Origin of the sequence: Bacillus sp. RC251, from assembly GCF_044908765.1 — a bacterium.
Lineage (GTDB): Bacteria > Bacillota > Bacilli > Bacillales > Bacillaceae_G > Bacillus_A > Bacillus_A wiedmannii.
The window spans coordinates 109,499-134,462 of record NZ_JBIYDP010000012.1 but is presented as its reverse complement, the minus strand read 5'-3'; the positions used below and the strand labels follow the sequence as shown (position 1 = coordinate 134,462).

At 35.1% G+C, this 24,964-nt stretch carries 26 protein-coding genes and 2 other annotated features (1 of these 28 only partly in view); of the genes, 17 read left to right on the top strand and 9 right to left on the bottom strand.

The features are described 5' to 3' along the window. Positions 1 to 90, top strand: a binding site (T-box leader) (it extends 181 nt beyond the left edge of the window). A 51-nt stretch (positions 91 to 141) separates the two neighbouring features. Then, on the top strand, positions 142 to 1,776 hold the full coding sequence (metG, locus tag ABH961_RS25325) for a methionine--tRNA ligase (RefSeq protein ID WP_098078501.1): 1,635 nt from the start codon (positions 142 to 144) through the stop codon (positions 1,774 to 1,776). A 41-nt stretch (positions 1,777 to 1,817) separates the two neighbouring features. On the opposite strand, the gene ABH961_RS25320 is transcribed toward metG, so the two are convergent. The 6 genes from ABH961_RS25320 to ABH961_RS25295 form a co-directional block, all read right to left on the bottom strand. Beyond that, positions 1,818 to 2,072, bottom strand: coding sequence for a hypothetical protein (locus ABH961_RS25320; RefSeq protein ID WP_000154150.1), 255 nt, complete (start codon positions 2,070 to 2,072; stop codon positions 1,818 to 1,820). A 72-nt stretch (positions 2,073 to 2,144) separates the two neighbouring features. Further along, complete coding sequence (locus tag ABH961_RS25315) at positions 2,145 to 3,047, bottom strand: EamA family transporter (protein ID WP_098078498.1); 903 nt, start codon at positions 3,045 to 3,047, stop codon at positions 2,145 to 2,147. Between the two features lie 140 nt (positions 3,048 to 3,187). Then, positions 3,188 to 4,630, bottom strand: a complete 1,443-nt coding sequence (locus ABH961_RS25310) for a sensor histidine kinase (protein WP_098078496.1) — start codon at positions 4,628 to 4,630, stop codon at positions 3,188 to 3,190. Next, the gene (locus tag ABH961_RS25305) at positions 4,608 to 5,273 is read right to left on the bottom strand and encodes a response regulator transcription factor (protein ID WP_000148835.1); all 666 of its coding nucleotides are present in this window, start codon (positions 5,271 to 5,273) and stop codon (positions 4,608 to 4,610) included. Before ABH961_RS25305 ends, ABH961_RS25310 begins: the two co-directional genes overlap by 23 nt. A gap of 364 nt (positions 5,274 to 5,637) precedes the next feature. Next, positions 5,638 to 6,099, bottom strand: a complete 462-nt coding sequence (locus ABH961_RS25300) for a L,D-transpeptidase (RefSeq protein ID WP_000735054.1) — start codon at positions 6,097 to 6,099, stop codon at positions 5,638 to 5,640. Between the two features lie 30 nt (positions 6,100 to 6,129). Then, the gene (locus ABH961_RS25295) at positions 6,130 to 6,573 is read right to left on the bottom strand and encodes a DUF3978 family protein (protein ID WP_048542378.1); all 444 of its coding nucleotides are present in this window, start codon (positions 6,571 to 6,573) and stop codon (positions 6,130 to 6,132) included. Between the two features lie 414 nt (positions 6,574 to 6,987). Between ABH961_RS25295 and ABH961_RS25290 the strand changes: the two genes are divergently transcribed. The 5 genes from ABH961_RS25290 to ABH961_RS25270 all read left to right on the top strand — a co-directional run bounded on the left by ABH961_RS25290 (position 6,988) and on the right by ABH961_RS25270 (position 10,071). Then, positions 6,988 to 7,602 (top strand): DedA family protein, encoded by a 615-nt coding sequence (locus ABH961_RS25290; protein WP_048542376.1) that lies wholly within the window; start codon positions 6,988 to 6,990, stop codon positions 7,600 to 7,602. 218 nt (positions 7,603 to 7,820) lie between these two features. Next, a complete protein-coding gene (locus tag ABH961_RS25285; RefSeq protein ID WP_048542374.1) occupies positions 7,821 to 8,042 on the top strand; it encodes a helix-turn-helix transcriptional regulator in 222 nt (73 codons plus the stop codon). Then, the gene (locus ABH961_RS25280; RefSeq protein WP_098078493.1) at positions 8,026 to 8,739 is read left to right on the top strand and encodes a DUF3169 family protein; all 714 of its coding nucleotides are present in this window, start codon (positions 8,026 to 8,028) and stop codon (positions 8,737 to 8,739) included. The genes ABH961_RS25285 and ABH961_RS25280 overlap by 17 nt, the downstream gene beginning before the upstream one ends. 12 nt (positions 8,740 to 8,751) lie before the next feature. Then, positions 8,752 to 9,834 (top strand): site-2 protease family protein, encoded by a 1,083-nt coding sequence (locus ABH961_RS25275; protein ID WP_098078491.1) that lies wholly within the window; start codon positions 8,752 to 8,754, stop codon positions 9,832 to 9,834. Positions 9,835 to 9,930: 96 nt separating this feature from the next. Continuing rightward, a complete protein-coding gene (locus tag ABH961_RS25270) occupies positions 9,931 to 10,071 on the top strand; it encodes a DUF3985 family protein (protein ID WP_000404783.1) in 141 nt (46 codons plus the stop codon). A gap of 227 nt (positions 10,072 to 10,298) precedes the next feature. Here ABH961_RS25270 and ABH961_RS25265 read toward each other — a convergent pair whose 3' ends face one another. Further along, positions 10,299 to 10,685 (bottom strand): DUF3938 domain-containing protein, encoded by a 387-nt coding sequence (locus ABH961_RS25265; RefSeq protein WP_001077770.1) that lies wholly within the window; start codon positions 10,683 to 10,685, stop codon positions 10,299 to 10,301. A 461-nt stretch (positions 10,686 to 11,146) separates the two neighbouring features. Between ABH961_RS25265 and ABH961_RS25260 the strand changes: the two genes are divergently transcribed. Beyond that, positions 11,147 to 11,668, top strand: a complete 522-nt coding sequence (locus tag ABH961_RS25260; protein WP_098078488.1) for a GNAT family N-acetyltransferase — start codon at positions 11,147 to 11,149, stop codon at positions 11,666 to 11,668. A 110-nt stretch (positions 11,669 to 11,778) separates the two neighbouring features. Here the strand turns inward: ABH961_RS25260 and ABH961_RS25255 are convergent, their stop codons facing one another. After that, complete coding sequence (locus tag ABH961_RS25255; RefSeq protein ID WP_098078485.1) at positions 11,779 to 12,672, bottom strand: YitT family protein; 894 nt, start codon at positions 12,670 to 12,672, stop codon at positions 11,779 to 11,781. A gap of 276 nt (positions 12,673 to 12,948) precedes the next feature. On the opposite strand from ABH961_RS25255, the gene ABH961_RS25250 reads away from it, so the two are divergent. The 7 genes from ABH961_RS25250 (at position 12,949) to ABH961_RS25220 (ending at position 21,312) form a co-directional block, all read left to right on the top strand. Next, entirely contained in the window at positions 12,949 to 13,233 is a 285-nt protein-coding gene (locus ABH961_RS25250) for a hypothetical protein (RefSeq protein ID WP_000394931.1), read from the top strand. Positions 13,234 to 13,261: 28 nt separating this feature from the next. Further along, the gene (yidC, locus tag ABH961_RS25245; protein ID WP_000920534.1) at positions 13,262 to 14,044 is read left to right on the top strand and encodes a membrane protein insertase YidC; all 783 of its coding nucleotides are present in this window, start codon (positions 13,262 to 13,264) and stop codon (positions 14,042 to 14,044) included. Positions 14,045 to 14,173: 129 nt separating this feature from the next. Then, complete coding sequence (locus tag ABH961_RS25240; RefSeq protein WP_404520230.1) at positions 14,174 to 15,121, top strand: hypothetical protein; 948 nt, start codon at positions 14,174 to 14,176, stop codon at positions 15,119 to 15,121. Between the two features lie 452 nt (positions 15,122 to 15,573). Further along, positions 15,574 to 15,810 (top strand) — a binding site (T-box leader). A gap of 65 nt (positions 15,811 to 15,875) precedes the next feature. Further along, positions 15,876 to 17,189: an APC family permease gene (locus tag ABH961_RS25235; protein WP_048542362.1), complete on the top strand. Its 1,314-nt coding sequence runs from the start codon at positions 15,876 to 15,878 to the stop codon at positions 17,187 to 17,189. 108 nt (positions 17,190 to 17,297) lie between these two features. Beyond that, positions 17,298 to 18,482 (top strand): MFS transporter, encoded by a 1,185-nt coding sequence (locus ABH961_RS25230; protein ID WP_098047353.1) that lies wholly within the window; start codon positions 17,298 to 17,300, stop codon positions 18,480 to 18,482. 83 nt (positions 18,483 to 18,565) lie between these two features. Beyond that, on the top strand, positions 18,566 to 18,736 hold the full coding sequence (locus tag ABH961_RS25225) for a hypothetical protein (RefSeq protein ID WP_046960012.1): 171 nt from the start codon (positions 18,566 to 18,568) through the stop codon (positions 18,734 to 18,736). Between the two features lie 419 nt (positions 18,737 to 19,155). Beyond that, complete coding sequence (locus ABH961_RS25220) at positions 19,156 to 21,312, top strand: SpaA isopeptide-forming pilin-related protein (protein WP_098631564.1); 2,157 nt, start codon at positions 19,156 to 19,158, stop codon at positions 21,310 to 21,312. A 29-nt stretch (positions 21,313 to 21,341) separates the two neighbouring features. On the opposite strand, the gene ABH961_RS25215 is transcribed toward ABH961_RS25220, so the two are convergent. Then, positions 21,342 to 22,100, bottom strand: a complete 759-nt coding sequence (locus ABH961_RS25215; protein WP_098078346.1) for a TrmB family transcriptional regulator — start codon at positions 22,098 to 22,100, stop codon at positions 21,342 to 21,344. 186 nt (positions 22,101 to 22,286) lie between these two features. Here ABH961_RS25215 and ABH961_RS30105 point away from each other — a divergent pair, with 186 nt between their 5' ends. From ABH961_RS30105 to ABH961_RS25195, 3 genes are all read left to right on the top strand, one after another. Continuing rightward, the gene (locus ABH961_RS30105; RefSeq protein WP_098642722.1) at positions 22,287 to 24,287 is read left to right on the top strand and encodes a methyl-accepting chemotaxis protein; all 2,001 of its coding nucleotides are present in this window, start codon (positions 22,287 to 22,289) and stop codon (positions 24,285 to 24,287) included. Between the two features lie 77 nt (positions 24,288 to 24,364). Continuing rightward, positions 24,365 to 24,667, top strand: coding sequence for an MTH1187 family thiamine-binding protein (locus ABH961_RS25200; RefSeq protein ID WP_001018862.1), 303 nt, complete (start codon positions 24,365 to 24,367; stop codon positions 24,665 to 24,667). Between the two features lie 48 nt (positions 24,668 to 24,715). Further along, positions 24,716 to 24,961 (top strand): YusU family protein, encoded by a 246-nt coding sequence (locus ABH961_RS25195; protein ID WP_001290592.1) that lies wholly within the window; start codon positions 24,716 to 24,718, stop codon positions 24,959 to 24,961. Positions 24,962 to 24,964 lie beyond the last annotated feature (3 nt).

The following is a 24,964-nucleotide window of genomic DNA, read 5'->3' as shown; positions in this document are numbered from 1 at the left end:
CTTATAGCTCCGTACTTGATAAGGCTAATTATGTGAGTAATTGGCGAAATAAGGTGGTACCGCGACTGTTTATACAGCCCCGCCCTTATCTTTTTTAAGATAAGGGTGGGGCTTTTTTATATTTAAAAGGAGGAATATAAGATGAGTATTTTTATTGGAGGCGCTTGGCCGTATGCAAATGGTTCGTTACATCTTGGACATATTGCGAGTTTGTTACCTGGAGATATTTTAGCACGTTATTACCGGGCAAAAGGTGAGAATGTGTTGTATGTTTCGGGAAGTGATTGTAATGGAACACCGATTGCAATTCGGGCAAAACAAGAAGGTGTGACGGCGAAGGAAATTGCTGATAAGTATCATGAAGAATTCCAGCGATGTTTTCGTAGCCTTGGTTTTACGTATGATTGCTATACACGTACAGATAGTGAGCACCATCATGAAACGGTTCAAAATGTTTTTTTACGTTTATTAGAAGAGGGACATATTTATAAAAAAACAGTGGAACAAGCATATTGCGAAACATGTACGCAGTTTTTACCTGATCGTTATGTAGAAGGCGTTTGTCCACATTGTCATGAAGCAGCAAGAGGAGATCAATGCGATGCGTGTTCAGCTATTTTAGATCCACTCGATTTGCTAGAAAAGAAATGTAAGTTATGTGGTAATACGCCGTCTGTACAGGAAACAGAGCATTTCTATTTCGCATTGCATACATTTCAGGAGCAAATTAAAACGGCTGTAGAAAACGCCAAACAAACAGGAACATGGCGAGACAATGCGATTCAACTAACAGAGAGATATGTAAAGGAAGGGTTACAAGATAGGGCCGTATCACGTGATTTACCAATTGGGGTACCAATTCCAGTAGAAGGGTATGAAGATAAGAAAATTTACGTATGGATTGAAGCAGTGACAGGGTATTATTCAGCGAGTAAACATTGGGCTGAAAAAAAAGGGAAAGATGATCAAGAGTTTTGGGATAAAGAAGCGAAAACATATTATGTACACGGAAAGGATAATATTCCGTTCCATTCCGTCATTTGGCCAGCGGTATTACTTGGAATAGGGGAAGGCGCAATTCCACGTCATATCGTTTCGAATGAATATTTAACAGTTGAAAAAAGAAAATTATCTACAAGTAAAAACTGGGCAGTATGGGTGCCTGACATATTAGAACGCTATGATCCAGATTCTATTCGTTACTTTTTAACCGTCAACGCACCAGAAAATCGTGATACTGATTTTTCATGGCGGGAATTTATTTACAGTCATAATAGTGAATTGTTAGGTGCATACGGGAACTTTGTGAACCGGACATTAAAGTTTATTGAAAAATATTATGGTGGTATCTTGCCGAAAGGAAGTATTGATGTAGAGCTGAAAGATAAAGTAGAAGGATTATATAAACATGTAGGAGAGGCGATTGAGCAAACTAAATTTAAGGTGGCACTAGAATCAATATTTGATGCAGTACGTTTTGCAAATAAATACTTTGATGAGAGGCAGCCGTGGAAACAAAGGGAAGATGATCCAGTTTCATGTAAAGAAACCATTTATAACTGTGTGTATCTTATCGCTAATTTTGCAAATCTCCTTGAACCGTTTTTACCATTTTCAAGTGAAAAAGTTAGAAATACATTATCGATTGTGAACCGAAATTGGGAGCCTCAACATACGTTGCCGAATAGAATTGATAGTGTACAGCCCCTATTTGAGCGAATCGATGTAAAGCAAATTGAGCATGAGGTAGGGAAGCTATATGGAGCAGTAAAGTGAGATAGAGAAAAAGACCTTTCAAATAAATGAAAGGTCTTTTGTTATGCAGTAGGATTCTCTTTCTTATCCTTTAAGAAGAAAAGCACAGCAAGGATTACGAGAATAATAGCTGCAATATCATATGTTATTTTGAATGTAGTATTAAAGTTTAAGTACTCCACTAAAGGGGTTTTGACTGCCCCAGCATATATGCAAATGGGAATGAGGAGCAAATCGTAAAATTTCTTTTCTTTCATATATCTTATTAGGAAGAAGATACACATAATGGCAAAAAAGGCTACGCTTAAAATAGTCATTTATACCTCCAAATAGATTTGAAATTATACCACATTGTAACTTCATTTACATTTATATACAAATTTCTATTTTCATGCGCTATGCACGCTACTATGTTTCTTTTCTTTCCTAGCGGTAAGCAGCTGAGGAGTAAAAATTCCAAGTAGTATAAAGATGATCCCAATCCACTGCATGAAGGTTACGACTTCATGTACAAGTGTAATAGAAGCGATAATGGCCGTTGGTAATTCAGCTGCTCCTAGTATTGTACTAAGTCCTGTTCCTACTTTCGGTACACCAATTGAAAAACAAATGACAGGTACGACAACGCCGAACAATCCGAGGAAGAAAGCGTATTTCCAAAGACCGGCTTGCAGGGTACCATCCGTTAAAAAGGTTGGCGGGAAGAATAGGCATACGATAAGAGTAGCACTTGTTGTCATAAGAAAGCTTTTCGTATAAGGTGGTACTTCTGTAGCAACACGCCCACTTGCAAAAACATAGAATGAAAAAGAGACAGCGGCTAATAGACCAAAGATAATACCTTTCGTGGAAAAGTTTTGTCCGAGACCTTCAAAGACACCGCCTGCAAACAATGTTCCAGTAAATAAAATAATGATAGATATAACTTTCTCACGGTTTGGTAATGTTCGATTAGCGATTGCTTCTATAACGACACCAATCCATGTGAACTGGAAGAGTAGGACAACAGCGATAGATGCTGGTAGTTCTTCTACAGAAATAGCGTAGAAGATACCAGTCATACTCATTGTTGTGCCAACTGTTAGTAAGGAAAAGAATTGCTTTTTTGTTACTTTATGACGTGAAACGAAAAGAACGAGCAGAAGAAGCCCGATCCATCCGAAGACATATTGTCCCCCTAATAGTTGATGTGCTGAAAATCCATCAATGAATCCGAGTTTGAAAATAGTTGAAAGTACGCCGTAGCTACAAGCGCCGAATAAAACAAGTAATGAATACTTAAATTTCTCCATGAAAATCCTCCTTTTAAATAATAAAAAACGCCCGCTATCCAAATAAGGATAACGGGCGAACGAAACAGAGTAAGATACTCTACAAAATTCCGCCATTCATACGAAGTATGAATTTGGGGTATGAAATTGTAGTAGGTTTTTTACATTGCTTTTGGGAATACAATAGAACATTTTACACCTTGAGGTGTGTTTTGTATCCCATAAGGAAACTGATGTTTATCTAATATTTGTTTTACAATATATAGCCCAAGGCCACTACCTTGTACTAATCCATGTTTGCCAGGGTTTGCGCGATAGAATGGCTCAAATAAATGGGCGAGTTTATCCTCATCAATTTGTGAACCTGTATTTAATACTTCTAATGCATAACCGTTTGGCTTTTCATAAAGCTTTATATATACATGCTGATGGTCAATTGTGTAATGAATTGCATTTGAAATAATGTTAAAAATAGCAGTTTGAATAAATTTAGGGTCAGCTAAAATTTGTACATCTTGCTTAATGTTAGATTGAACATTTAATTGCTTTACAGATACAAAGTAATCTACTTTCTTCATAACATCCTCAATAATATTAGTTAATGAGATAACTTTTAAATCAGGTTTAAATTGAGGGTTTTGTATTTTGGATAATTCCGACATTTTTTCCGTTAATATGTTAATGTCTTGCATCATTTCATAGGAACGTTTTAAATATTTATCTCTATCTTTATAAGCTCCAATTCCGTGAATCATGCCATCTAGTTGTCCCATAACGGCTGCGATTGGTGTTTTTAATTCATGGGAAACCATAGACATAAATTCTTTACGAGATTGTTCTAATTGTTGTTCCTTTTTGAGTTCATTTCTTAAATCTTGATTGCTTGCATGTAAATTCTTCACTATATTTGGGACCTGTGAAGCAGCTACTTGCAAATTAAAATCTGTTTGATCTGTATTTTTGTTAAGTAGCTTTTTATCTGAGAAATCAAGATTCATAATATCTTTTAAAGCATCACTCATAAATTGAAAAGGTTTGGCAATTAGTTTCGTATAAATTAAAGATCCGAGTAAAGATAATGCAAGCATTGTCGCACCAATATGTGGAGCCAATTGCTGCAGTGCATCTGCTAATTTTGGATAATCTTGTGTATCATTTGTGTTATTTGCTGCATTTTGTTTATGTAAGGCATCATTAGTAGCGACTTGCTTTTCCGTTTCTGTAAGTGGAGCAGAAGTGCTGTTTTTCCCCGCAATATTTTGGGTATGTTCTTTTGCTTTTACAGTTTGGCTAGGCTGCAAAAGGTGATTTATGGCTGTAGAGAGTGCTTTATAATCTATAATAGAAGATTGGAAATTGGAAATCATACTCTCTGAAACAGCCTTACTTTGATTCGTTTTACTTTGGTCGTTTTGTTTGTCTGAATCCGCTTGTTCTGTAGACAGCGCTCCATTTTCTTTTGCAAAACGTTCTTTATCGTAGTTTGAAGCTAGAAAATAAATAATTTGATAAAGACAAAGTGATAAAAGAATACAAAATAATAAGGTTTTGATGAAAATATTTTTGGTGATGTTGTCTGTACTACGATTCGATTTTGTAGCCAATGCCTTTCACCGTTTTAATATAAGGAATCCCTAATTTTTTTCTTAAGTTTTTAATATGTGTATCTATAACTCTTACATCACCATAATGTTCATAGCCCCATACCTTATTCAGCAAATCACTTCTTGATAATACTTTTCCCCGATTTTGCAGTAAAGTATATAAAATTTCAAATTCTTTTGTTGTTAATTCAATTTGATTACCATGAACATAAGCGGCATAGGCTGTAGAATTTAACATCAATTCATGGAATTGTAGTATAGTTGCAGCTTCTGCTTCCTTCGTTGCTGCCCTTCTTAATACAGCCTCTACACGTTTAATAAATACGGTGTAATGGAACGGTTTCGTAATATAGTCATCAATACCTAACTCAAATCCTTTAATTTCACTTTCTTCATTATGTAAGCCTGTTAACATAATGATCGGTACATCAGATTGTCCTCGCATAATTTTACAAATACTATAGCCATCTATATCTGGTAACATCACATCAAGGAGGACAAGATCGTATGAATTTTTTTGGAAAAGAAGAATACCTTCTGTTCCAGCGCCAACGACATCAACAGTAAAGTTTTGTGCCATTAGAAATTCACGAATCAGTTCTTGTATATCTGGGTTGTCTTCAATCACCAGTATATGCGTCATAGTAACACCTCCTAAATAACGCTTTTTACTGCAATATTCGAATTCATCATTTTTTGGATAACTCAAATTGTTTATACATATAATAAGCCCCCGCTATAAAGTCATCATGAAAGTAGCAAGGGGAATGGTTTAGAGAAACTGAATATTTCAGAATTACATTAGTTCTATTATAGTATGTATTGTAAAATTTATAAAATATTATAACTGTATAATTTTAATATCCATGTTTATCAATGTTTTGATATTGCTTAACGAAACCTATTCTTATTATATATGTAAATACAGTTGTTTTGCTACTGTAAATGAATAAATAAAATAAGCCAAGATATAAAATTCTTGGCTACACATAAATCTTGTTTTTAGGTTATTTTACAGTGACGGTAGCTTGCTGCTGAATACGCTCAAATAACCAGTGTATATCATTGTTATACATACGAATACAACCAAGTGTTGTCCATTTGCCGATTGCTTGATTATTGTTAGTACCATGAATCGCATAAGTTGTTCCGTAAGTTCCTGCCATGTTTAGTCCGAGCCAACGGTCACCAAGTGGATTACGTGGATCGCCGCCTTTAATTTTTCCTGTATAGTAAGGACGGTTTTTAATTTTATTAACGATTTGAAAAGTACCTTTAGGCGTAGGTGTGGCTGCCTTTCCAGTAGCTACAGTAAAACTCTTTATAAATTGTCCGTTTTGATAATAATCCATTTTATTTAACTGCGTATTCACGATAAGCTGATCGTTTGTTGTAGCTGCCTCAGCATTTGTGAATGGAATAGTTAAAAATCCTAATGATAATAGTGCGCTTAATAATAGTTTTTTCATTATATTCTCCTTTTTGCTATTGTAATAGTCTTACATACAATGAATTTGCAATCCTCGTAATACTTTATTTACATTTTCATCTAATGTTTCAAAGAAGGTAGTAATCTTTGGATTTTGTTTGTTGTTTTTATCAATAAGTAATCTTTCATTTAGTAAAAGTTCACCATGTAGTCCAAAACTTTGAACTTGAATATTTAGCTCATCTTCAGTTTCAGAAATAATTGGTAAGAAGTAGTGGAAAGCTTTCGTTGGAATGATGTAACTTTTACCAATCATGCTTTCTTGATTTGAATTAATCCATTTTTTCGTAACAATCTTAATGTTCTTTTTTGAAACGATAAAAGACAGTGTTGTAGATTTTATTAAACTTACGTCAAATTCACTTGTTTCACATATGTGTAAATTAAAAACGGTTTCATTTTGATGAGATTCAACATTTGTATTAATAAAATCATGCATTTTATAAGCTTCCATTTCTTATTCACCCTTTTTTCAATTTCGAAAAACTACTTATATTTATTCAATTTAATGCTTAGTCATATATTAGTTAAATTTTTCAACAAATTCCGATATAATCTTACAATACGTATATGAAGCTAATATGAAGTTAGTATGAGTTTGTGGTGGTTTTTTATTGAGAACAAAATAAGGTGACTTTTAAGTGTTAAAAACTGGATAAAAAATGCATATTAACGCCCTTGTGTCGTCTTATATATAGTTGTTAGCTTATTTTAAAACGATAATGGATAGCAGCAAATAATGAACAGAAAACTTTAGTGTGAGCCTTACAAAAATGTAATAAAAATGTAAGCTATTGTGATAGTTATTTCGACAATTTTTTTATACAATAATAGTAAGAAGTTGTACGTGATTGAAAGGAGAGATGACATGGAATGGGTTCATGAATTATTTCAGCAGTACGGGTACTATGTTGTACTTGTTGGTTTGCTGTTAGAATATATTGCACTTCCGTTTCCGGGAGAGCCAACGTTAGCATATGCGGGGTTTTTAGCACAGAAGGGCGATTTAAGTTTACCAATTTTAATTATCCTATCCTTTATTGGGACAAGTGTAGGAATGACAATTCAATACTTTTTAGGAAATAAATTAGGTATGCCCTTTATTCAAAAGTATGGGAAATACGTATTTTTAACACAAAGAAAAATCGACTTAACAAGAATGTGGTTTGATAAGTATGGATACTTCCTTATTTTTATCGGCTTCTTTATTCCTGGTGTACGTCATTTTACAGGATATTTTGCAGGAATTATTAACTTACCATTCCGTCGTTTTGCGATTACAATTTACTCAGGTGCTCTATTTTGGGTATCATTCTTCTTAATCGGTGGTTACTGGTTAGGTGGCAATTTACATGATATTTTTGGAGTGCTAGAAGATCATATCGGTAAAATCATTGTTGGAGTTATCGTTATCGTAGCAATTACGTTAGGAGTACGTTTCCGCAAACAGCTAAAACGAGTATTGTTACAAAACGCAAGTTAATATGGAATCCATTCTATGTCAGAATTTAGGAAGGCAGTGCAGACGCACTGCCTTTTTATTTTATGTTCCAATCTATTTTAATGAGATTTTGTTAGTTCATCTGTTTAAAATTATATAGATTATATTGTCAATTATTAACGTCAAAATGACAATTATAATTGACAAAAATAAGGGCATTATTTACAATTTTAATTAAATAAATGAAAAAGAGGGAAGACATGAAGCTTCAAAATCGAGTGAGGGAATTGCGAGCAAAGCATCGTTTATCACAAGGGGATTTAGGGAAAGCGATAGGATCATCACGGCAAACGATTAGTTTAATTGAGCGCGGGGATTATGCACCATCTATTGTATTGTCGCTAAAAATCGCACACATTTTCAACGTACCGGTGGAGGAAATATTTACGTTAGTGGAGGGGGAAGATGGAGATGAAGAGTAAAGTAAAGGGGAAAAATTTGACTATACTGAAGTTGTTAGTAGGAGTGGTATGCGGTGGGGTTATAGGGTATGTAGTAGGAGATATTGCAACAGAGGGAACTAGTAAAATATCTCCTGTTATTAGCATTGGCATGATGAGTTTATTTGGCGTAATAGCTATATATTATATTTGGAAGCGTACAAGAGCGCTCGCACAAACGAAAGATGAAGAAGAAAATGTTAAGGGACGAAGATTAGGAATAGCACTTATTTATTTTCGAGTAATGGAAATTGTTATTCCATCATGGTTTGTTTGCTCAGTTATCGCTTTTTATAGAACGTATAAAAGTGAGGGAAGCTTGCTCTTTGTTAGTGTAAATATTGTGGTATCTACAGTGTGCTTTATTGCTATAACTTGGTTAGGATCTGTAATGAGGAAAAGGTATAACGCTCTATATCCAGAACAGAGTGTTACGTATTCTCAGTCAATGGAAATGTGGGCAAAGAATGCAGATGAAGGGCAAAAACAAATTGTTCATGAAGCGGGATATAAGGCATACCAATATACAAATATGACACTTGCCTGTGCGTGGTTAGCGGCGATTGTGTATGCACTTTTAGATGGGAAAGATTATTTTATGGTCATTATGATTTCGTTCGTTTGGGTATTACATGTTGGAACATATATGTACGAAATGCATAGAAAAATGATTTATTAAGGGGAGAAAAAGGTGGATATTTTAAGAAGGCCAGCTGGTTCACTGACAGTGGCGCTCATTCTGTCCATTTTATACGGAGTGATCCGAACTGGGAAATTAGAAACAATGTTGAATATATGGGCATTATTGGGGATTTTTCTGGCAGTGGTAATCATTCATGAGTTAGGACATGTCGTATTCGGTGTAATAGGTGGTTTGACATTTAAATTTATGACAGTAGGGCCTATTACTGTTCAAAAAGAGAAGGGGAAAGTACGCATTCGAGAAAATAAATTATGGGCGTACTTCGGAGGCGTGGCAATGTTAATACCGCCTTCTATAGTAACACCTAACCTTTCAAAAAAATGGGCATGGATGACTTTAGGTGGACCAATTACAAGTTTACTATTTGGTATTACTTTTGGTTACATATACATGGTGAGTTATTATCAATATCTGTTATATTTTTCTGTTTTCCATTTTATCATTTTTGCGGTTACAATCGTGCCGATAAAAGGAACGCTTATGAGCGATGGTATGCAATTTCTCATTTTAATTAAAGATGATGGAAAGGCGAGGCAGCATTTATATAATATTCAAGTATCAAGTGAGTTATTTAGTTATAAGAGGCCGAAAGATTGGGATAAGAGATTAGTAGAACTTACCGAAGATAAAATAAAAGAACATAAAAGTATAAGAGAGATCATGAGCGGACTTATGCTTGTCTTCCTTGCCCGGTCGGATCAAAAGGGAATGGAAAAAGCGATACCGTATGTAGAACAAATCGTGAAACTCCCTGTAACGAAAGAAAATAAATTTTTCGTTAGTAGTTTTCATAGTTGGTATCTTTTATATAAAGCTCTTTATGAGATGGATCGTCTTTCTCTGCAAGAAGCGAAGGAACATTGGAAGGCCATTACAAAAATAGACTTACATGGGTATTATCGAGCACAAGCAATTGTTACATATGCAGAGAATGATTTAGAAGCTTCCCGTATGTATATGAAGAAAGCCGATAAAGAATTACAGAATGCTGAAAAGAATGAACTGGGATATTTACAATTAGAGAGAGAATGGTTTGAGCAGTTGAAAGAGAGGGTATCTTACGATGGGTAAGGTATCCTCTTTTTTCTATGTCGTCTTCTGCCGTTCCATAAAAAGTCTGTAGCGAGTAAAATAAGATAAGAAGAGCAAAGCTTGGAGGAATTCTAGATGGAAATTTTAACGATTATTTTAATAGTCTTGCTCATTTATGCTGTTTTTAAAGTAGCATATGTGGCATTAAAGATACTCGCGATCCTATTAGTTATCTTTTTAATCGTAGAGTTCGGCAGTAAATTGCTTGGGGGATAGGGTATGTTGTACGCTTTGAGTGTCGAAGCGTCAATATAATGAAAAAATCGCCGATATAAGTGGAGAAATGATCGATATAATGAAAAAATCGTTGATATATTTTAGTGAATACTGAATGGGGTATGTGGAAAAGAAGTTGCCGTGGGGGTAGCTTCTTTTTATTTTAGTGATGGGGTATGAACAGGAAAGAGTAACAAAACAAAAAAGCTGGAAGAGTATCTTCCAGCTTACGAGTTACTTTCAATTTGGCGACCGTTCTCCTCTTCATTGTCTTGTAAAAGGTTGAATACGTCTGCTAGGCAGAATGCAATGAACCAAGTCCATAGACCGTGGAAGAAAGCTGAGCTTAATTGAAGTGGTAATGTATAGTTAGTCATTGAGTAGGAGATACATCCGCCAACGATTCCGATCATTGTTAATAACATTGTTTTTTGCGCATTTTCTTCTGGATTGAAGAGGAAGAAAATGTATCCACCTAAAATTGAAGCGCTTACAAGCGTTTCGATTCCATTAAAAATGATATTCTCTCCAAGCTGAGTGTTTGTCCAGAAGCAGATTGTTCCGCCGATAATAGCAAACAGGACAGCTATTGTATATCTTATATATTGATTCATATGTTCATCTCCTTATGTAATAAGATGATTTGGAAGTCAAAAAGGTAGGTATAGTATATTGAAGTGAATTTTAGTTGTACGTATCTTTTTATAAAAAGATCATGGAAGAATAACTAAGATGATCGGTTTTTTAAACCGTTACGTGTATGGTGTCTGAAATATACCTGACTGCTCGTTTCTTTTTGCTTGTAAAAATAAGAGAAACTTCCAAGTCTATATACTCTTTTTTTGTGAGTCTGCTTTCATTATAACACATTTAGGGCCACAATAATAGAATTATCTGATTTTGTAATAAGTGTAAAAAATAAAAATCGCAAGGAAATACCACTAACAATGCAGTTTAGTGGAAGAAGGATTTTAATTTATTATGATGAAATATGTAATCAAGGTGAGGTCTAAGAAGGAGGATTAAATACTATAAAAAATGTTTTGTAGCATGAATGTAAGGGAGGAGAGCTAACTTGGAGATCACAACAGAAAGATTAATAATTAGACCTTTTAAGAGTACTGATTTACAGGATGTATTTGCTATTTATAATAATGATGATACATGTAAGTTCCTATTACATAATAAGTGGACTCATGAAGACATGCAGAAAAAATTTAATAAGAAGCTAGTAAATAATGTACTTACTAAAGAATCAATATTAAGTTTGGCAGTTATATACAAGACTAAAGTAATTGGTGATTTATCCGTATGGTACACAAATATGAAAGACACTGTTGAGATTGGTTATAGTTTTTCAAATGAAGTAGCTGGGAGAGGTTTGGCAACAGAAGCAGTAAATAGTTTGGTATTTAAATTATTTAATGAATTTCATGTACATCGTATACAAGCTAATCTTGATGCACGTAATACAGCTTCACAAAAATTGTGTGAACGAATAGGCATGAGAAAGGAAGCCCATTTCATACAAGATTTTTGGAGTAAAAATGAATGGACAGATAGTATTGTATACGGAATGCTATCCTCCGATTTGTAGTAATAAACTTCGTGATTTTATTATGCTAAAGGGTGCGTTAGTTGAATAACAAAGGGCATAACATATTATATATGACTAATATGTTATGCCCTTTCATGTATTAACCTTTTTTATATGCGTTTGAAACGGCCGACAATTTCAACTGTTTCAGTAATGTTCATGAATGCTTTGTTATCCACTTGACGGATAATACGTTTCATTTCGCCTAACTCATAGCGAGTCACGACAGTGTAAATCATTTTTTTCTTATGGTTTGTATAGCCGCCGACAGCATCTACCATTGTCACACCGCGTATGCCGCGATGCAATAGTGCGCTTTTTATTTCCTCGCCTTTTTCTGTAACTGTCATTATCGTTAATTTAATATGTTTCGTATGCACAGCATCGATAACTTTGCTGACTACAAACCGGCTAATTAACGTATAAAGCGTAATATCCCATCCGAAAATAAATCCTGCTGCAACAAGTAAGATTAAGTTGAATCCAAAGATGATTGCTCCAATTGAAATATCTCGATGTTTCGCTACAATCAATCCAACAACATCGAAGCCACCTGTTGAAGAAGCAAATCGGAATATGATTCCGGAAGCTGCTCCGCAGATTACACCACCAAATACAGAAGACAGTAAAATATCGTCTGAAACTTGGTGTACCGGGATAATGTTCATCGCTAACGATGATATAGCTACAAAGTACGCTGTTAAAAAGGTTGTCTTCTTGCCTAAGTAAAAGTGACTTAAAATAAGAAGAGGAATGTTTAGTAAAAAGATAAGTGCACCGATATTGTAGTGCATTAAATAACCGATAATCATCCCTACACCAGCGAAGCCACCGCTAATCATGTTATGCGGGATAAAGAACATATTCATAGAAATTGCATACAAAATAGAGGCTACGAAAATAACAACCAACTGTATGATAAATTCTAAGTGAAATGTTTTAGCTGCTGGGAAGGATAAAAAGGCGGTGTCGGGAACGTAATCGGCGTCTCCTAGTTGACCCATAGTATGTTTCATCTCCATATTCATTATTGATTACAAGAAGAGAATAAAGGTTTTTTCAAAAACTGGCAATAGTTTTATTATAATGCGAAAATTTTATAAATTTCTAACAAATTAAACCTATACAAGGATACGTGTGAATATACTAAAGAAAGCGAATACATTAGTTTTTTAGCATAGTTTTCTTGAGAAAATATGCAAAATACTTTTTTGACGATAAAAGGAAATAGAGAATATTTGCCCGATGTGCTAAAATGACCTTATTAAGGATGTGAAGCGATGGAATTTTTATTGCAGGATGCAATTCTATATATATCGTTTGTAACGACAGCACTTTGTTTATTAGAAGTTTTCTTCCTTGCTAACGTTTCTCGCTTTGTGCGTCAGCAAGCATCAAGCGGTAGACAAAGAGCTTTTAAACTAGTTAATACGTGTGAAGAGGGTACTGGTAATGTATCGCTTTTCTCTATTTTTTATAAATATGGAATGATTCGTTCTGTGCGCAGACAAGAATCCAGTGAAGAGAATGACGAGGTCGGTCCGTATACACCAATGTTTCGCTAAATAATTACGAAACATTGGAGGAATGAACATGTTAAAATCATACCGAGCTGTGCTCGTTAGTTTATCATTATTACTTGTTTTTGTTTTATCTGGTTGCAGTAATGCAGCCCCAATTGATGCACATAGTACGGGAATTTGGGATCATTATTTCGTATATCCAATCTCGTTTATGATTCAATTTGTTGCTCATCATATACCGGGAGCTAGCTTCGGGATTGCTATCATTATTATGACGCTCGTTATTCGTTCAGCAATGATTCCATTAGCTGTTTCACAATATCGTAGTCAAGCGAAAATGAAGAAAATGCAACCTGAACTGCAGAAGCTGAAACAAAAATACGGTGATGTGGGTAAAGATCTTGAAAAACAAAAGCAGTATCAAAAGGAAATGTCGGAACTAATGAAATCAGGCGGTTGGAATCCACTAGCTGGTTGCTGGCCACTATTAATACAAATGCCGATTTTCTCTGCTTTGTATTATGCGATTAGCCGAACAGAAGAGATTCGCACATCGTCATTTTTATGGGTGAACTTAGGACATGCAGATCCTTATCATATATTACCGATTATCGCAGCGTTAACGACATTTATTCAGATGAAAGTTTTCCAATCTAATATTACACCTGGAGAACAAGTACAGATGCTGAAAGTGCAGCAAATTATGATGCCAGCAATGATTCTATTTATGGGATTTGCGGCGCCATCAGGACTTGTGTTGTACTGGATAACGGGTAATTTATTTACAATGACACAAACAATTGTATTAAGAAGAATAATGGAACGTGAAGAATTACAATTACAAAAAGCTTAGAACAACGCCGCTCGGGATGAGCGGCGTTTTTTTGTTAAGTCGTTAAGGAAATGTTAAGAAACCAACATTACTATAGGAATTGTATACGAAAGTGTACATGCTTTAGAAATATGAAGGAGGAAATTTCCTATGAAGAAGAAAACAGTTGGGTATTTAGCGATTGCAGGTGCTTTATCATTCGGAATCATTGGAGGAGTCGGTATTCCGGCATTCGCGGCAACGAATACTCAAGCAGCTGAGCAGTCTACAAAAACAGCGAAAAAAGATTTAGATGACGCTACAAAACAAAAAGTAAAAACGATTATGGACGATACAAAGAAACAGTTGAAGGAGTTAGGTGTAAAGCTTCCAGAGAAACAAAAACGTAAAGATATGTTTGCGGGATTAGATGATCAAACGAAAGAAAAAGCGAAATCGATTTTAGAGCAAGAGAAATCTGGGAAATTAACAAGTGAACAAGCGCAAGAGGAATTAACGAAGTTAGGCGTGAAAATGCCAGAGAAGGGTAAGCATGGAGATATGTTCGCTAACTTAGATGAAGCAACAAAAGAAAAAGCGAAATCAATCTTAGAACAAGAGAAATCCGGCAAACTAACACGTGAACAAGCAAAAGAAGAATTAACAAAACTAGGCGTGAAGTTCCTAGAAAAGGGTAAGCATGGAGATATGTTCGCTAACTTAGACGAAGCAACAAAAGAAAAAGCGAAATCAATCTTAGAACAAGAGAAATCCGGCAAACTAACACGTGAACAAGCAAAAGAAGAATTAACAAAGCTAGGTGTGAAACTTCCAGAGAAAGGTAAGCGTAAAGACATGCTTGCTGACTTAGATGAAGCAACAAAAGCAAAAGCAAAGTCTATTTTTGAACAAGAAAAATCCGGGAAATTAACTCATGAGCAAGCAAAAGAAGAATTAACAAAGCTAGGTGTGAAACTTCCAGAGAAAGAGAAGCATGAAGACATCTTTGCGGGATTAGATGAGACAACGAAAGAAAAAGCAAAAGCGATTTTAGAGAATGAAAAGAAACAATTAGAGGAATTGAACGTTGATTTACCGCACCATAAAGTGAAACTTTAATCAGTGGTGCATTTCCACTGATTATTAGTTGAACCAATCGGGCTTTTACGGGCAGTTAATATTCCAACTTCATCCTTGTATTCGCTGGATTTTAAGGTGGAAGTTTTACTGCCCGTTAATGCGGGGGAAATTTTTTATGAAAAAAGATGAGAAATAATTGAGTGAAGTCGTATCTTCCGTGTGGGCAACCGGAAGGTATGTATGTGAGGAGACTTTCTTTTAGAAAGTCTCCTCTTACTTATTGTCGTTTTTTGTTGGTAAATTGATATATTTTGAAAATCGCTGAGATAATTTTTACCGCTACGCTGTTCCAAAGATACTGGGGAATTAGAGAAATATTATAGCTTCTGTTATAATATAAGAAGAGAAACATTTCTTATGTTATATAAAAAAAATATATTGATTTTTTCTAACAATTCAATATAATGAACAATAACTACAAAATTCGACATCAAGAAGTGATGATGAGGACATGATCAATTTTTTACGATTCTCAGAGAGGGAAGCCTTTGGCTGTGAGCTTCCTAATACGGAAAAATGGATTACCACCTCTGAACTGCAGCAGTGAACGGATACCTAGTAATTGCTTGCCGGCAAAAACCGTTATTTAGACTTGAGAAATTGGTGAAGTATGTTACTTTACGAATTGAAACAAGGGTGGAACCACGAATATAACACTCGTCCCTTTTTTAGGGAGGAGTGTTTTTTTATTTCATTTTTGCATCACACTAGAATTGGAAGGAGGATACGCAGCATGCATCATGATGAGAAGAATAAAATTGGTTTAACAGTAGCACTTTCTATCGTAGTAGGAACGATTATTGGATCTGGTGTGTTTATGAAGCCAGGGAGCGTATTAGATTACTCGGGGAGTTCTAATATGGCTATTCTTGCTTGGGTAATTGGTGGTCTGTTGACGTTAGCAAGTGGTTTAACAGTAGCTGAAATTGGAGCGCAAATCCCGAAAAATGGTGGGTTGTATACGTATTTAGAGGAGATTTACGGAAGTTTTTGGGGATATTTATCAGGCTGGATGCAAACAATTGTTTATGGACCAGCTATTATTGGAACATTAGGATTGTACTTTAGTTCTTTAATGATTAATTTTTTCTATTTAGATAAAGTATGGAATTTACCAATTGCTATTGGAACAGTTGTGTTCCTTGGCGTTGTAAATAGTATGGGAACAAAATATGGAGGTATCGTCCAAACGGTTACGACAATTGGAAAGATGATTCCAATCGTATTAATTGTTGTGTTAGGTTTTTGGAAAGGAAATAGCGATATCTTTAATGTAGTAGTGCCGATATCAGAAAATCAAAGTATTGGTATGGCAATTTTAGCAACATTATTTGCTTATGACGGCTGGATTCTACTTGCTTCGATTGGCGGAGAAATGAAGAATCCAACAAAGCTATTACCGAAAGCGATGACAGTTGGGATTTTAATTGTAACGGCTGCTTACGTACTAATTAACTTGGCATTATTAAATGTGTTACCAGCAGCGAAAATTGTAGATCTTGGAGAGAATGCAACAGCGACAGCTGCGGGCATGCTACTTGGAGAATATGGCGGGAAAATCATTAGTATCGGTATTATCGTTTCTATTTTCGGTTGTTTAAATGGAAAGATTTTAACGTTCCCACGTATTCCGATGTCTATGGCAGAGCGTGGACACCTTCCGTTTTCTAAGTTTATCGCAAAGGAAAGTCCAAGATTTAAAACACCAGCAAATGCGATTACTGTTGAAATCATTTTAGGAATTATTTTAATGGTTATTAGTGATCCGAATAAGCTATCTGAGATTTCCGTATTCATTATTTATATTTTCTATGTAATGACGTTTATTGGTGTCTTCATTTTAAGAAAACGTAACAAGAATAAAGAGCGTGCATACAGTGTACCGTTATTCCCAATCGTACCAATCATCGCGATTTTAGGATCATTGTTTGTACTTGGAAGTGCGATTATTAATGATCCGGTAAGTTGTTTCTTATCAATTGGAATTGTATTTACTGGACTGCCGGTGTATTGGTATTTAAATAAGAAGAACAAAACTAGTGTTTAATAATTAGAAGGCAGGCGTATGATACGCCTGTTTTTTTATTGTAAAAAAATTGTACTTGTGTTCAATTTCTTTTTTGGTTACTATAGTCGTAGTAACCAAAAAGAAAGCGTGGGGAAAGACTTGAATTTTCGTGTGTATATTTTAGCTATCGCGGCTTTCGTAGTCGGAACGGTTGAGCTAATTATAGGAGGAACGCTCGATCTAGTTGCCAATGATTTAGGAGTATCTATTAGTGCAGCTGGTCAGCTTATAACAATATTTTCAGTAGTATTTGCTTTATCAGGTCCGGTTTTATTAGCGATAACTGGAAAATTTGAAAGAAAAAGATTATACATTGGGGCATTATCAATTTTCTTAATCGGAAATATTATTTCAGCATTTAGTGTGAATTACGGGATGTTAATGTTCTCAAGGGTTGTTTGTGCAGCGAGTGGTTCGCTTATTATTGCACTGTCAGTAACACTTGCTTCTAGTGTTGTAGAACCGCATTTTCGTGCGCGTGCCATTGGAATCATTTTTATGGGGATTAGTGGATCACTTGTACTTGGAGTACCACTTGGACTTGTACTTGGAAATGCATATGGATGGCGTGCACCATTTGTATTAATTTCGGTATTAACAGTTATAGCAATCGCTTGTATTTCATTATTCTTAACGAAAGTACCACCGACATCAGTGTTATCAATAAGAGAACAAATTGCTACGTTAAAAGATAAGAAAATCGTAAGTGCACAGTTAACATCATTTTTATTTTTAACGGGTCATTTAACACTATATGCATATTTAACACCATTTTTAAAAGATGTGATGCATGTTGAAGCGGATTGGATTAGTGTATTTTACTTCATTTTCGGAATTGCAGCAGTACTTGGAGGCGGCCTTGGGGGCTTGCTTGCTGATAAATGGGGATCGAAGAAAAGTATTATTTCAATTATTATTGTATTTGCGTGTGCGATCTTCATATTGCCGATGATGACATTCTCATTCCCGCTCTTTATTATTATGATGGGACTTTGGAGTATGCTGAGCTGGGCTATTTCACCAGCACAACAAAACTATTTAATTGAAATTGCGCCAGAATCGGCTGGTATTCAGCAAAGTTTAAATAACTCTGCGCTTCACTTAGGAATTGCGCTCGGTTCAACAGTAGGCGGAGTTGTTATTGAAAAATCATCTGTTATATATAATGCTTGGGTAGGTGGCGGCTTTATTATATTAGCTCTGCTTTGTGCGATTTTCTCTATTACGAGAGGACGTTCTACTCAGTTCGTGAAAGAAGAATCTATCGTTTGATAGGTTCTTTTTTTAAAATTGTAAAATTTTGCAGGTTTTAGTGGATATGTGGAGAAAGTTGTATGTAGCGAGGTGATGGGAAAATGATGTTCAATTTCTCTATATTTGGTATGATACTTGCACTATTACCGATAGTGGTAGTTGTTTTTGTATTAAGATGGATTCGTTTCATCTATCAAAATTCAGAGAAACAAGTGGAGCAAAATGAGAAAATAATTAAGTTGTTAATGGAGATAAAAGAAAAAGATAAGTAATATATATTCGTTTAAAATTTGTTTCTCATAAGTTATGAAGGCACTTATAAAGTGAAACTTTAATCAGTGGGGGTTTTCTTCATCCCCACTGATTATTAGTTGAACCAATCGGACTTTAATGGGCAGCCCGACCCCTACCTAACTTCTTTGCTTTCGCTGAATTTGAGGTGGGGGTCTTACTGCCCATTAAAGTGGGATAAAGTGCTTTTTTATTATGTTTGAAAATTTAAAATATGTAATATTTATTTGTCAATAGCAGCATGAGAGCAAATAATTTTAAAGTTGCTTATTACTTTGGAACTTTCTCAACAATTCGACAAGATACTACAAAAAAACCACCTATTCTCTTTTTTTTACTATAAGTACAATGAAACAGTAAGATTGCTTCATACAGAAATTTACATATGGTGGTGGAGAGAATGAAACGAAAGATGGTAGGAAAATGGTTTAGTTTTTTAAGTGCTCTTATTATTTTATTAGGAATTGCAATGCCACAAGTAAAGGCAGAAGTAATGAACAGAGAAACATATAAGATGGATTGGAGCTATAGTAAGTCGAAACAGCGTGAAATAAAGACCGAAATAATTAAAACGGCTTCGGGTAGTATTGCGTATTGTTTAACGCCTGATTTACGTTCACCCAATGGGGATGATTTGCCTGAGATGGGGAAAACATCTGATTCTGTATACCGTGTTTTATTGAACGGATATCCTCAAAAAAGCCCATCTGAATTAGGTGTAGCGACAACGGAAGAAGCGCATTATGCTACACAATTAGCGGTATGGATTGCAGCAAATGAATTAACGGTAGAAGATTTAGTTGCAAAAAATGAACGAGTACATAATCTTATGAAGCGTTTAGTAGAGGCTTCAAAACAAGAAACAGGATCACAAGATGTATTTTTTAAAGTTAATCCTGTAGATCCACAAACTGCTACACAAAAAGGTGATTATTTAGAAACAGGATTTTATGCAGTGCAAACAAATGCAGTTTCTGGCTCTTATACAATACTTCCTGAAGGTGCTCCTAAAGGGCTTCGAATTGTAAATGAAAATGGAGAAGAGAAAAGTATATTATCAATTAACGAAAAATTTAAAATTTTAATCCCGAAAAATATGAGTAGTGGTAATTTTAAAATGAAAGTAAAGTCTAATTTAACAAATTTACAAGCAATAGCTTTTAAAGGGTCGGAAAAAGTTCAAAATACAACGGTATTGTTACAAAGAAATAGTGAGAAAATCAGTACAGATTTAGTTGTAAATTGGGAATCAGTAGGCTCTTTAAAGATTATGAAATTAGGAGAAAAAAAGGAATTATTAAAAGGGGCGGTGTTTGAAGTTTCTAATGAAAACTTTAAACAAAATGTCACGACTAATGATAAGGGGATTGCGGAGCTAGGGAATCTTCCAATCGGTATATATAGCGTCAAAGAAATTCAAGCGCCAGCTGGATATGTGTTAGACGGAAGTATTAAAAAAATTGAAGTGAAAACTGGTGAAACTGCTGTATTAGAGTTGAAAAATGAAAATATAAAAGGTGAACTAGAAATAACGAAAGTAAATATAGCGGATGGGAATACAAAATTACCAAATGCAGAGTTTACAATCTACAACGAACAAGGGAAAGAAGTAGTAAAAGGGAAAACGGATGAAAAAGGTGTAGCGAAATTTAAACTACCGTACGGAAAGTACACGTATAAAGAAACAATAGCACCGAATGGATATGTAATAAGTGAAGAGACGTTTGCATTTGAAATAAAAGAGAATGGAGAAATTATTAAACATATCGTTCAAGATAAAAAAGTAGAAGGTGAACTAGAAATAACAAAAGTAGATGTAGCGGATGGGAATACGAAGTTACCAAATGCAGAGTTTACAATTTATAATGAACAGGGAAAAGAAGTAGTAAAAGGAAAAACAAATGAGCAAGGTATAGCGAAATTTAAACTACCATACGGAAAGTACACGTATAAAGAAACAATAGCACCGAATGGATATGTAATAAATGAAGAGACATTTGCATTTGAAATAAAAGAGAATGGCAAAATTATTAAACATATCGTTCAAGATAAGAAAGTAGAAGGTGATTTAGAAATAACGAAAGTAGATGTAGCGGATGGGAATACGAAACTGCCAAATGCAGAGTTTACAATCTACAACGAACAAGGGAAAGAAGTAGTAAAAGGGAAAACGGATGAAAAAGGTGTAGCGAAATTTAAACTACCATACGGTAAGTACACGTATAAAGAAACAATAGCACCAAATGGATATGTAATAAATGAAGAGACATTCGCATTTGAAATAAAAGAGGATGGACAAATTATTAAACATATTGTGAAAAATAAGAAAGAAGAAAAGGCATCACTTCCTTCTAAGCCAAATAAGCCAACACCGAGTGGAGAAGTGAAACCTTCCGCTGATGTGAAGCCGATGCAACAACATAATACTCATAATGAAGTGCGTTTACCAGCTACTGGCGGCGTCGGCAATGAATTTACCGCTTTATTCGTTTTAGGAATTGGTTTTATTATTGCGGGTGCTTATGTGTTAAGGATGAAAAATAGAAAAGAAATGTAGAAAAAAACGCCTTGTAATAGAGGCGTTTTTTAGTATCTCAACTTCATCAACAAACTCTTAATTTCCTCATCTTCCATAAAGAGATCATGGTGTTTCTGGGTAATCTTCGCAAGTGCAACGTCATGATAGAAAAATTCTGTAAAGAACTTTACGAAAGGTTGTGACATTGTTTTCATTGCTTGCCATGACTCTTGCTCTACACCAGCAAATAAAATTTCACGGTCGTCAACGATGAGTAGTAAGTAGCGCTCTAGCGCATTAGGCTCTTCAGCTGGGATTAGAAAATGCATGTTTTCTAAGTTTGTTTCTACGTTTCCAACTATAAGGGACTCGGTTTTGACCCCTTGTTTTGCCTTTTCTTCTAATAACGGAAGATATTCTAAAAGAGTATCATTCCAAGCTGAAATGCGAATTGATTCTTTTGCACTTTCGATGAGGTCTTTACTTTGAACTCGAATAGAAGATTGCATTTTTAAGCTCCACACACGGTCATCTGTAAATGATTTTTTCGATATAGTTGTCTCTAATTCTTTAATATTGGATTGAAATTCTGTCGTTAATTTTTCAATTGCCAGCTTGAGTGGTAATGCTGTATACATCTTTTTCTTCTCTGAAACGGAATCCATTACCATTCCTTTATCGATTAGGCGTGCAAGCACTTCATATATTTTTGCTTTTGGGACACCAGAATGCTTCACGATCGTTGTAGCATCTAATGGTTCGTTGCTTGATACGACAACTTCGTAAGCTTGGCTTTCATATTGTGAGAAACCGAATTTTTGTAACATAGTTCCCTCCGAACGAATGAGATTATATTTTAAGGATAATGAACTATTTGTTTTTGCACAAGTGGTAGTCAGTTGTCTAATCAGATTGAAATGAGAATTAGTTTCAATTTTTTAATTTTATCCATTATACTTAATATAGTGATTAATACGATTATAATACAACGAGAAGGGAATGCTTGGGGGAAGATGTTAAGAAGTTTACGTTTAAAAATTGCGGTAGTATTTTCGGTACTTATTTCTATGATGTTCGTAATATTAGGTACAGCTATGTATCAATTACAGAAAGAGAAGGAAGTGCGCTCCTTAGACCAGTATTCTCAAAATACGATGGATCTTGTGACAGAGCAACTTACGACATTTGTTCAAAGAACGGATGAAGATATGGGATATTATGCGAACAGTGAGATGGTTCGTAATATACTTCAAGACGGAGTTACTCCAGAAGAAGAAGCCTTTTTGACGAAAGAGTTTTCGGAGTACAAAAAGAATCATCCTGGCATTTTAGACTTATATATTGGTACGAAAGATAAAAAAACATTAAGTGCCAATCTTGCTGAAGGTGGACAAGTGCCAGAAGGATATGATCCAACGACAAGACAATGGTATAAAGACTCAGAAGCTGATGTGAAAAAGGTTCATTGGGGACAACCTATGTATGAAATTGCAACAGGTAAGTTAAGTGTGGGAGTTTCTAAAGCAATTACAGCTCAAGATGGATCTGTATTAGGTGTTGTTGCGATGGATGTATCGCTCGGAACAATTCAGAAGTTACTTCATAATATTCAATACAATAATGGCGGAGAAATGTTTATTATAAATGATAAAAATATGGCTCTCGTTTATCCAGAGAAAATAGGGAAAGATGTTTCGAAAGAGCCACTTGTGAAGAGTTTAAATAAAGAGGTAACAAAATATGCTGTCACTACATTAAAAGGTGAAGATGTAGTTGTTTATAGTCAGTCATTTGATTTGATGAAATGGAAAATAGGAATTTTTTATCCGAAAGAAACGATTGATGGGCTATTAAATAGTACGAGAAATACAGTCATTATAATGGCTTGTATTAGCTTATTAGTTGGAATCATAGCTTCATACTTGTTCTCAAGAAGATTAGCAAGACCGTTGCAACTATTAACGAATCACGTTCAAAAAGTAGCAGAAGGTGATTTAACGTTGCAAATGAAAGTGACAAGTAAGGATGAAGTTGGAGAGTTGACGAACCATTTTAATCATATGGTTGAGCAAATGAATGAAATGGTAAGTAAAATTAAAAATAGTGTATCAACAGTGCAACAATCAACGAATAATCTACATTATTTAACGAATGAAACTGTAGAAGCTAGTAGAGAAGTATCAGGTGCAATGGATGATGTGAGCGGAGGAGCGTCCACTCTTGCTAATAGTGTAGATGAAGTTTCAGAGCAACTCGAGAATATGGCGCAGTCAGTGGAACAAATGAATAATTCAGTCGGTGACATAAAAGACGTGGCTGGCAAAGCTGAAGAGGCATCTAAGCAAGGATTAAATACGATGCGTAATTTAGTTCGTACAAGGGGCCAATCATCTTCGATTGTTGTTCATACAGAAGAGGCATCCGGAAAGTTAGAGCAAAGAGTTGGATCGATTCAAAATGTTGTAGAGCTTATAAAAGGTATTTCGGATCAAACGAATTTACTTGCTTTAAATGCTTCGATTGAGGCGGCGCGTGCAGGGGAACAAGGTAAAGGCTTTGCTGTTGTTGCCGAAGAAGTTCGAAAGTTAGCGGAACAATCGAAAGAGGCGACAGGAGAAATCGCAACGATGATTGGCGATGTACAAGTAGAGGTAAAACGAGTTGTAGAGGTTGTAAGTAAATTAAAAGATATTGCAGATATACAAAATAAAGTTACGACAGAGGCAGAAACGGAATTCCGCACAATTATGTCAGTTGTAAATACAATTAGTACTTCAGTCGAACAAATTGTAGAAGAGGTACATAACATCGGTTACGAGCAAGGAGAAATTACAACGGTAATGCATACAATTGCTAGTACAAGTCAAGAAAGCGCAGCTGTTTCGGAAGAAGTAAATGCTGCAACTGAATCTCAAGTGAGTCATCTAGAAAAGGTAGCTCATACGATGGAAAATTTGACGGAGCATATGAGAGACTTAGAAAGATTGGTTGAGCAGTTTAAAATAGAGGAATAACAAATTAGTAAAATGATGAGTATTTCGGTAAAATAGACAATGGATATATAAGAAGCAATTATAGGAGGAAGACTACTATGGCAATTGTTGACGTATCGATTATTCCAGTAGGAACTGGTAATCCAAGTGTTAGTGAATATGTAGCAGAAGTACAAAAGGTGCTAGAGAAAAATGCAGATCGCGTGAAGTATCAATTAACACCAATGAATACAGTAATTGAAGGAGATCTTCCTGTCATTCTAGAAGTAATTCAACAAATGCATGAAGTTCCATATACGAAAGGTGCACAGCGCGTTGCAACAACAATTCGTATCGATGATCGTCGTGATAAAGTAAGCACGATGGAAAAGAAATTAAACTCTGTTCGATCAAAATTATAAGGAAAAGCAGCGATTTTCGCTGCTTTTTTCATATAGGAGGTAGATAAGATGAGTGAAAAGTTTAATGAACAATTTGACGGGTTACTAGAAAAATACACGGAACTATTACTTGGAGAGAGCAATGAAGAGAGAAAAGAACAGGTGCAGAAGTGGGCACTGTATTCTTACATAGCGAAGACGATGCCGGCTTTAGTGAAGCATTGGAATGAGACATATCCTGATGCGAAAGAAGAGATGGTACAGTTAATTACAGATATTAAAAAGTTGAATGAAGAGAAGAGAAATGAGCAATAAAAA